The organism is Bradyrhizobium sp., from assembly GCF_049581145.1.
Taxonomy (GTDB): Bacteria; Pseudomonadota; Alphaproteobacteria; order Rhizobiales; family Xanthobacteraceae; genus Bradyrhizobium.
Genome location: NZ_JBAURI010001080.1, coordinates 1 through 8,643, shown reverse-complemented (window position 1 = coordinate 8,643; position 8,643 = coordinate 1). Strand labels below are relative to the sequence as shown.

General features: G+C 65.1%; 6 protein-coding genes and 1 pseudogene. 1 reads left to right on the top strand and 6 read right to left on the bottom strand.

Annotated elements, in window-relative coordinates; genetic code table 11:
• Nucleotides 1–492 precede the first annotated feature (492 nt).
• Complete coding sequence (gene flbT, locus WCB02_RS34900; protein ID WP_423965828.1) at nt 493–918, top strand: flagellar biosynthesis repressor FlbT; 426 nt, start codon at nt 493–495, stop codon at nt 916–918.
• Between the two features lie 269 nt (nt 919–1,187).
• On the opposite strand, the gene WCB02_RS34895 is transcribed toward flbT, so the two are convergent.
• The 6 genes and pseudogenes from WCB02_RS34895 to WCB02_RS34870 form a co-directional block, all read right to left on the bottom strand.
• Nucleotides 1,188–2,693 carry a pyridoxal phosphate-dependent decarboxylase family protein gene (locus WCB02_RS34895; RefSeq protein WP_423965826.1) on the bottom strand — a complete coding sequence of 502 codons (1,506 nt, stop codon included), beginning with the start codon at nt 2,691–2,693 and terminating at the stop codon, nt 1,188–1,190.
• Nucleotides 2,690–3,880, bottom strand: coding sequence for an ATP-grasp domain-containing protein (locus WCB02_RS34890; protein ID WP_423965830.1), 1,191 nt, complete (start codon nt 3,878–3,880; stop codon nt 2,690–2,692). The genes WCB02_RS34895 and WCB02_RS34890 overlap by 4 nt, the downstream gene beginning before the upstream one ends.
• A 64-nt stretch (nt 3,881–3,944) precedes the next feature.
• The gene (locus WCB02_RS34885) at nt 3,945–5,591 is read right to left on the bottom strand and encodes a hypothetical protein (protein ID WP_423965823.1); all 1,647 of its coding nucleotides are present in this window, start codon (nt 5,589–5,591) and stop codon (nt 3,945–3,947) included.
• A gap of 12 nt (nt 5,592–5,603) precedes the next feature.
• Nucleotides 5,604–6,377 (bottom strand): hypothetical protein, encoded by a 774-nt coding sequence (locus WCB02_RS34880; protein ID WP_423965821.1) that lies wholly within the window; start codon nt 6,375–6,377, stop codon nt 5,604–5,606.
• 103 nt (nt 6,378–6,480) lie between these two features.
• Complete coding sequence (locus tag WCB02_RS34875; RefSeq protein WP_423965818.1) at nt 6,481–8,076, bottom strand: tetratricopeptide repeat protein; 1,596 nt, start codon at nt 8,074–8,076, stop codon at nt 6,481–6,483.
• Between the two features lie 184 nt (nt 8,077–8,260).
• Nucleotides 8,261–8,643: pseudogene (locus tag WCB02_RS34870) on the bottom strand (flagellar protein); the annotation flags it as partial.

Below are 8,643 nucleotides of genomic sequence, written 5' to 3'. Positions count from 1 at the left end.
CGGTCGGATTGTCGAGAGCCGAATTGACCTTGTTGCCGGTGGCGAGGTCATTCTGGGTGGTCGCGAGCAGCGAGGCGGTGGACTGCAGCGAGAGAAGATTCTGGCGGACTGACGCCGAGAGAACGATACCGGTCATGTCTTCATACCTTTCTGGTGTGAAACTAACTACGAACAGCCCGATCTTCTTGATCGGTTGACCAGGTCACGGTGGAACCAAGTGGCTAAGAAAACATGAAGCGGGTAAGCCCCGACCGATTCCCAGACCGATCCGGCTCCGCATCAACGCCGTGCTCCGCCCGCGACGCCGCTGATGAACGCCTTTGATAAAATTGTACAATTACGCGGCCAAATCGGCGTTTACCGATCGTTAACCTTGATCGGAAAGGATGGTCGCAAGCGGGCAAGAAGTGCCGGCATGTCGCCAGCGGGGCTCGATCTTTCAGATTCGCTGTAGTTGGTCGCCGGCGTCAGAAGCGGCAATGGAGAACAAATATGGCCTTGAAAGTGGAACTGAAGCCGCACGAACGGATCATCATTGGCTCCTGCGTGATCACCAACACCGAACAACGCGCCCGGCTCCTGATCGACGGCGACAATATCCCGATCCTTCGCGAGAAGGACATCATGACGCCGGAGACCGCCGACACGCCCGCCAAGCTGATCTATCTGGCGGTGCAGCTGATGTATATCGCGCCGAATCCCACCGCCAGTCACGCCACCTACTTCAATCTGGTGCGCGACATCGTCACTGCCGTGCCGAGCGCCTGGCCGATCATCGAGGCAATCAATAGCCACATCCTGGCCGGGGATCTCTACCTGGCGCTGAAGGAAACCAGGAAGCTCGTCGCCTATGAGAAGAAGCTCCTGGACCAGTACGACGAGCTTCACAAGAAGGCCGACGTCAACACCGCGGCCTGACGCAGACCCGGACTTGACGTGATCGTGCCCTGGCAGTCTTCCGGTTCCGTCGGATCGGACCGATAACGCTGAGCCCCCAGTTCGACTGGATCGGACCTGGGCTTCGGCTTTTTGCAGCACCTCCCTGAAGCGCGATGGGATGACGTCGAATCACCATCGCGCCTTCTGATTGCGCCTGATCTCCGCGCAAACGCTTCGCGTCGTCGCCCGGGGAAACCAGGGAAAACCCGGTCCGCGAATCATGCTTGCGCCGGCAGGATTCGCGCGATTCAGACAGCAAGCCGCGACCCTTCGATCGGAAGATCGTCGCCCGCCGCTCGTCGCGCCCCAAATTCCAGCACGGCCGAAACCAGCGCGTCGATGTCGCGGACATCGGTGCGGTGATTGACGATGGCCGCCCGGATCGCAAGCCGGCCGTCGAGCAGCGTCGTCGATGGCGCCGCAAGACCGGACTCATGGATGTTGACGACGATCTCGCCGTTGATCCGGTCTGCGTCCGCGGCGCGATAGCGGAAGCAGACGATGTTGAGATTGACCGGCGCCAGCAGCTCGAGCCGCGGTTCGCCGAGAATACGGGCCTCCAGATAGCCGGCTAGCGCGCAGCAACGCGTGATGACCGCGCCGAGCTTCTCGGTGCCGAAGGTCTTCAGCGTAAACCAGGTCTTGAGGGCCCTGAAGCCGCGCGACAGATCCGGGCCGAGGTCGCAAGGCCAGGACGTGCCCGCCGCGAGCCCGCGCGTCTCCCGCCGCAGATAGGCCGCGGGCGCGGCGAATGCATCCCGGTGCCGCTCGCCCTCGCGAACCAGCAGGAAGCCGGCGTCATAGGGAACCTGTCCCCATTTGTGGAAATCGAGCGCAATCGAGTCGGCATGTTCGATCCCGGCGAGTCGCGGCGCCAACGCCTGCGACAGGATGCCGAGCGCGCCGAAGGCACCGTCGACATGGAACCACAGCTTCTCCTCGCGGCACAGCTCAGCCATTGCCGTGAGATCGTCGATCGCGCCGATGTCCACCGTGCCGGCAGACGCCACCACCAGGAAAGGCTGCAGTCCGGCCTCGCGGTCGCGGGCGATCTGCGCGTGCAGCGCCGCCACATCGATGCGGTGGGACTGATCGACCGCGATCGAGCGCAGTGCGTCGCTGCCGAAGCCCGCGATATCCATTGCCTTGGCGATGCAGCCATGCCCGGCTTTCGAGGTGTAAGCGGTCATCAGCGCGCCCGCTTCGCCGATGCCGTGTTGCCTGGAAGATTTGCCGAGCGCCGACGTCCGCGCCACCAGCACGGCCATCAGATTGGCCATCGAGGTCCCGGTGACGAAGATGCCACTGGCACCCGCCGGGAAACCGAACATCTCTCGCGTCCATTCGACGATCTGCCGTTCGACGTCGATCGGGATATGGTCGCGCCCGCCGAGATTGGCGTTGAGCCCGGCCGCCAGCATCTCCGCCAGCATGCCGACGGCGGAGCCGCCGCCATGCACCCAGCCCATGAAGCCCGGATGAACGTTGCCGGTGGCATAGGGCACGACGAAATCGGTGAATTCGCGATAGACTTCGCCGAGCTCGGAGGGCCGGCGCGGAAGCTCGGCGCGAAACTGCGCGCGGATCACGTCCGGGATCGGCCGCCACACCGGGCGCTCGCGGATCGTGGCGACATAATCGATCATGTCATCGAGCATGCGATGACCTTGCGCGCGGATGTCGTCCCAATTCTGCGGATCGAGCGTCTCGCTCGGCTGGGATTGCGGAGAGACCTCGCGTAACGGCCTGGTCATGCCGCGTCCTCTCGCGCAAGCGCGACCCGGCGCTCCAGCATCGCCGCAAAGGCGTCGAATATCTTCTTCATCTGCGGCGGCTTGTAGGGAAAGATATCGGGTGGATCCATGTTGTGGACGACGGCCGTGTTGTCGGCCTCGAAGACCAGGAGCGAGCCGTCCTTGCATTCGGCGCAGTCGACCAGGAAATAATCCAGACCGACCCGCGCGGCCATCGCCGCCAGCACGGTATGGTGCCGCCGGGCAAAGCCGATATCGAAGGTGCGCATGAAGGTTTCTTCCTCCAGGCGCTTGGACGCGCTGTGCGACATGCCGGCATTGAGGTACCAGATATCCCAGCGGTCGGCGATCGCCATGTGGCAGGCATAGGGCCGGCCGTCGACGAACGCGACCCGGTACTTGCGGAACAGGCCGTCATCGCTCGCGTAGTCGATGAATGGCGAGACGAAGAACTCCTGCTCCTCGCGGCCTGCGAGATAGCGCTGCAGCGCCTCGCCGGCGTCGATCCTTGCCAGGCCCACGCCGGCGTGCGATCCGCGCGGCCGGACGATGATCGGAAAAACGAGCTCGCCTGCGGTCTCCGCCAGCGTCCCGGCCGATCGCGAGGCCCGTGTCAGTTGCTCGCGCGTGGCACCGAATGTCGCGGGCATCGTCAGGCCGTCGATATCCCGCAGTAGCCGATGCAGCTTGTCGCGGTCGAGATTGCCGACGCGTTTCGGTGGATTGAGCAGCGGCCGCGGCCATCGCGCCGCCACGGCATCGATCTTGCGCAACGCGTCCCGGCAATCGTCGGAATCGGAGGCGATCACGATCGCGATGTCATGCTCGGGCAACAGCGCCGGCAGGTCGGCCTCGCCGATGACATACAGGATCATCAACTCGATGCCGGACTCCTGCAGCAGGAACTCGATCGGCGTGTTGCTGCCCATATCGGTCGCCGCCGCCAGCGCCAGCACGCGCAGCCGCGGACTGTTCGACATGCAGGGCGAACGGAACAATCGATGCGACAACAGGACTTCGTGCTGAATGGCAAGACCGGCCTGCTTGTCGCCGAGAAGCTGGGCGATCAGCGACAGGTCGATCCCCTCGCCCGCGGTCGCGGTGCCGTCGAGCAGCTTGCTGATCCGCTCGGCCCATAGCGGGCGGAGATTTCCGCCGTCGAAGGCCATCTTGGCGAGCCTGGCCATGCCGATGCGGTCGGCGCAATCGGCGCGGGCGGTCACACTCAGCTCGAGAGGCTTGGATTCCATATCACTGCTCCGCAAATTCCATTGGTCCGGCGTGGGCGAGCAGAAGCTCGATCTTGGCAACGACGCTTGCGACGTGGTCGCGTTCGCGCTGCAGGTTCTGCCGCGCGCGACGCGGGTCGGACGACCACGCCTCGGTGACGAGGCGCGCGCCGATACACAGCCGCAGCACGCCGACCGGCAGGCCATCCCGGTGCGCGATGGCAACGGGCTGCCCGATGAGGCAGCGCTGTCCCGCCAGGTCCCGATCGGCCTTTGTGCCTTCGATCACGCCGCGGAGATCGCTCGCCAGCGCGCGATGGAGACGGCGGCAGCCGTCGGCCGACAGCAGGCTGCGGTTGCGATCAACGAAAAAGGGAAAGATCGTGGCGTCGGCGAACTCCTCGTCATCCGTCCCTCCGGATGGCGGCCGCGCAAGCGGGCGCAGCGCGGGCGACAGCGCAATGAGGCTCTCGATCGTCGCCCTGAACTCGCGAAGCGCCAGCGTGCGGAAGCCTGCCGGCACCTGGTAATAGGTGCCGATTTCGGCCAGCGCCGCTTCCCAGCGCAACCATTGACCGAGATTCGGCCGGCTGGCAAAGCGCGACCGCAGCGCGGTCCAGCTCTGCGGCCAGTCGCTGCGGCTGGCATAATCGGCAAGACCGGGCGCGATCCCCTCGCCTGTATCAAGCGCGCGCGAAATTGCACGCGGGACCAGCAGCGCGCCGCTGAAGGCGGGGCCGCCGAAATATTTCGAGCCGGTGATCAGCACCATGTAGCCGCGATCGAGATAGTTTCGCAGCCGGCGGCGACTGAGGCGCATCTGGCAGGCGTCGACGACGATCCGGACCTGGCGCGGCCATCTTGCCGCAATCTCCTCGAGGCATGCGTCTCCCGGCGCGCGCCAGCCAAGCTTGGAGGCATCCATGATCTGAAGCAGCACACGGGCGCCGCTCGCGACCGCAGCTTCGATGGCGTCAAGAACAGCCGAATCGCATTCGGCCCGCGCCGCCAGATCCTCCGGCCCCTGCGCGAAGTCTGGCATGCCAGCAAGCAACGGCAGCGCGACGCTGTCGCCGGACAGGCCGGCGATCGGCGCATCCTTCGCGACCCGGCGCCCGCCCGCGGTCAGCGCGCTGAAATGGCGCCCGCGCGCGGTATGAATCGTGCCGCTTCCGGTCTGGTCCGCTCCGACGACGATCGTCATCGGCGCAGATCCGAACAGACCGCGCGCCAGGAACAGCGCGTGGAGCTGCGAGTCGGTGCCCGAGGGCGAGAAGATGATATCCGCGTCGGAGGCGGCCAGTTCGAGATGAGCCCGCAATTCCTCGCGCATCTCCTCGAGACGCATATCGAACGCGTGTTCCAACCCGTGCGCGATGGCCAATCGCATCAGGCCCGCGCGGGCGAATCCCGCGCGCTCGTCCGCCCGCGCGGAAATCGGCGACGCAGTGCTCGACGAAAAATTCAAGGTATCTGGCGCGGGCATCGGCCCACAGCCATACGCGTTCAGCCGACTGGCCGGATCGAGTGCAAGCCTCTGATCACCGCCGCGGAGCAGGAGATCGTCGAGCGGCACGAACAGATCGGAGAGGCCAGGCGCGCGCTCGCCTTCGGATCGCCGCTCAAGCAGGGTGTCGGAGATTTCCAGCCGGGCGGCAGCGGTGGTCATTTCAGGCATTCCCTAGGCGGCATCCGCCGCGCTCGGCGCCGCCGCGAACTGGGTGGCGACGTCGCCGCGAAACACCGTCGGCCCGACATGATCGAGGGAGCTATGGAGATCGGCCCAGATTTCGCCGCCCATATCGGTCCAGCGCTTGCAGAAGGCGAAATCCTCGCTCAGGTAGGTGCCGGTGGCCGGGTCGATCATACATTCGAACAGGGCAAAACGGTTCGGACTTCCCGCCAGCGCGTCGTTGGAATGCTCGCGAAAGAACTGCAGCGAGGCATACTGCGCGCACATTCTCTCCAGCACATGGCGCCGGATCATCAGGAAGCCGGTGCCGGCAAAGCGCACGCGGGCAAATCCGTTGACGACCATCACGCGGTCGGGATCGTCGATCTCGAGCACGTAGTCGAGCGAGGCCGCAGGCAGGTTCGGTCGGTCTGTCTCCAGCGCCCGCCTCGCCTTCTCCCAATTGACCCGCTTGATCGGATAGACGCCGGCAACGACGTCGGCTCCCGATTCGATCAGCCGGAACACCTGCTCGGCCGTAAATCCGATATCGGCATCGACGAACAGAAAATGGGTCGCGGCGGGATCGTCGAGGAACAGCGTGACCAGATTTGCCCGCGCCCGCGTGATCAGGGCGTCGCCATCGCGCAGATGCACCTTCAGGCCGATATTGGACATCGGAACGAGCGCGCGCTGCAGAGCGAAGATCGAGGAAGCGTAGATGCTCGAGACCTGGCCGCCGAAGCAAGGCGTCGCGATGACAAGCTGAATCCGGTCGGTCATGATTGCCTCCGAAGCGCCAGACGGCGCCCGCAATTCCGACCGAACCCTAAATAAACGTGGTTAACGAAAACCTAATGCCTGTGACCGGGGAGTTCCGGGCCGTTCATGCCCGGCCGTGGCGGCGGATTTCGTCGGCAAGGCAGGCGATGACGCCGTCCCAACAGCCGAAAGCCTGCTGCCGCAACAGTTTCGCGGTCGGATACCACGGCGTGTCGTCCCGCCCGTGCATCCAGCGGAAATCCGCGGCGTGGGGCAAGAGAATCAGCAGGGGCTTGCCGAACGCCCCCGCCAGATGCGCAACCGCCGTGTCGACGGTGATGACGACATCGAGCAGCGCGATCACGGCCGCGGTATCGGCGAAATCGCGAAAGGAGCTGCCGAGATCGACCAGGCTCGGCAGTTTCTGCAAAGTCTCGGCATCGGCCGCGCGTAGATCGGTTTGCAGGCTGAAACAAGCCAGCGCCGGATCCTCGAACAATTCGGCGAGCCGCATCAGCGGGATCGAGCGGTTGGCGTCATTCTTGTGGCCTTGCGACCCCGACCAGACGAATCCGGCCCGCCGACGCCCCGCCGGCAGCCGATCGCGCCAATGATCCAGGCGCTCCGCCGGGACTGCCAGATACGGAATGGCGGAAGGGGTCGTCTCGGGGCGCGTACCGAAGGCCAGCGGGAGACTGAGCAACGGACAATGCAGGTCGAAGCGGGGAAGCGGCGCGCCGGATGCGACCACCGCGACATCATCGAGCCCGGCCAACAGCGCCAGCAATTCCGGCTGCACCTCGCAGATCACCTTCGCTCCCTCCTGCGCCAGCAGCGGCGCATAGCGGATGAACTGGATGGTGTCGCCGAACCCCTGCTCGGCATGCAGCAGCACGGTCTTGCCCGAGACCGGCCGCTCGCCTCGCCACAAGGGCTGTCGAAAGGAGCGGCGATGGCGGGCAAATGCCGCGGTCTTCCAGCGCCATTCATACGCCTTCCAGCCAGCATCGAAGTCGCCGAGCCCAAGCTGCGTCATCGCGGCCTCGAAATGCGCTTCGGCAAAATCGGGATTGGCTGCGATCGCGGCTTTGAAGTCAGCGAGCGCCTCGGTGGGCCGCTCCAGCCGGCGCAGCGCATGGCCGCGGTTGGTCAGAATCTGCGGATGCCGGGGCATCAAGCTCAGCGCGGCGTCGTAGTTGACAAGCGCCTCGGCCGGCCGGTTGAAGCGCAGCAGCGTATTGCCACGATTGACCAGCGCCCCGACATGGCCGGGCGCGGTGGCCAGGACCTCGTCATAAATCGCAATCGCGTCTGCGATGCGGTCGCTTTCGAGATAGGCATTGCCGAGATTATAGAGGATGTCGGAATGCCCGGGCGCGAGGCGCAGCGCGTGCTGATAGCTCGCGATCGCCTCATCGAAGCGTCTGCTGGCTTGCAGCGCCAGCCCGAAATTCGACAGCGCGTCGGCCGAGCCGGAATTGGCGCGCAGCGCGCCTGCAAGGAAGCGCAGCGCGTCGACCATGCGCTGGCGCCGATAGTTCAGCATGCCAAGTAGAAGCTGCGCGTCGAAATCGTCCGGCCGGTACTTCAGAATCCCGGTGCAGAGCCGCTCGGTCCGGTCGAGATCGCCCTCCTGGAAGGAGCCATAGGCCTGCCGCTGCATCCGGGACAGGTTGGGCGCCTCTCCCTGTCCGGGAGTCTTCTTCCACTTCGCCGACAACGGAGCTCTCCGGAACACCGGCGCGGTCGAAGATTTTCGAAGCCTCCTTGCGCAAGCCGCAGGGAGGCGTTCGCCCTCGAATCGCCGCCGGCGGCGAATCTAGCATTTTCGGCGATGCCGCACCCGGCCGCCGAAGCGCGACCACCACGACCGGGGTCGGCGGAGGACAGGCGCGCCGGCCGGATCAGGCCGCCGGCAGGAACTTGGTCAGGCTCAATTGCGAGAGCATCGCGGTGGTCTGATAGGACGCCTGCAGATTGTTCTGCAACTGCAGGATTTCGCTCGCTACCTGATCCTGGGAAATGCCCTCGGTAGTGGAGACCAGGTTCTGCAGTGCCGTCTGGGTCTGGGTCTGGCGGGCGGTGGCATCCTGCATCGTGGTCTGGGCGTTGGCGAAGTCGGTCTGTATATCCTGGATCGTCTGCTGGCCGGCTTGCGGCGTCAGATTGGCCGCGATGCGCTGACTCAAGGCCGTGACCTCGGCCGCCGAATTGGTCCCGCTCGGAGACGTGGTGGATGCGGCATACACGGCGACCGCCTGCAGCTGCTGGCGGATCGCTTGTTCAT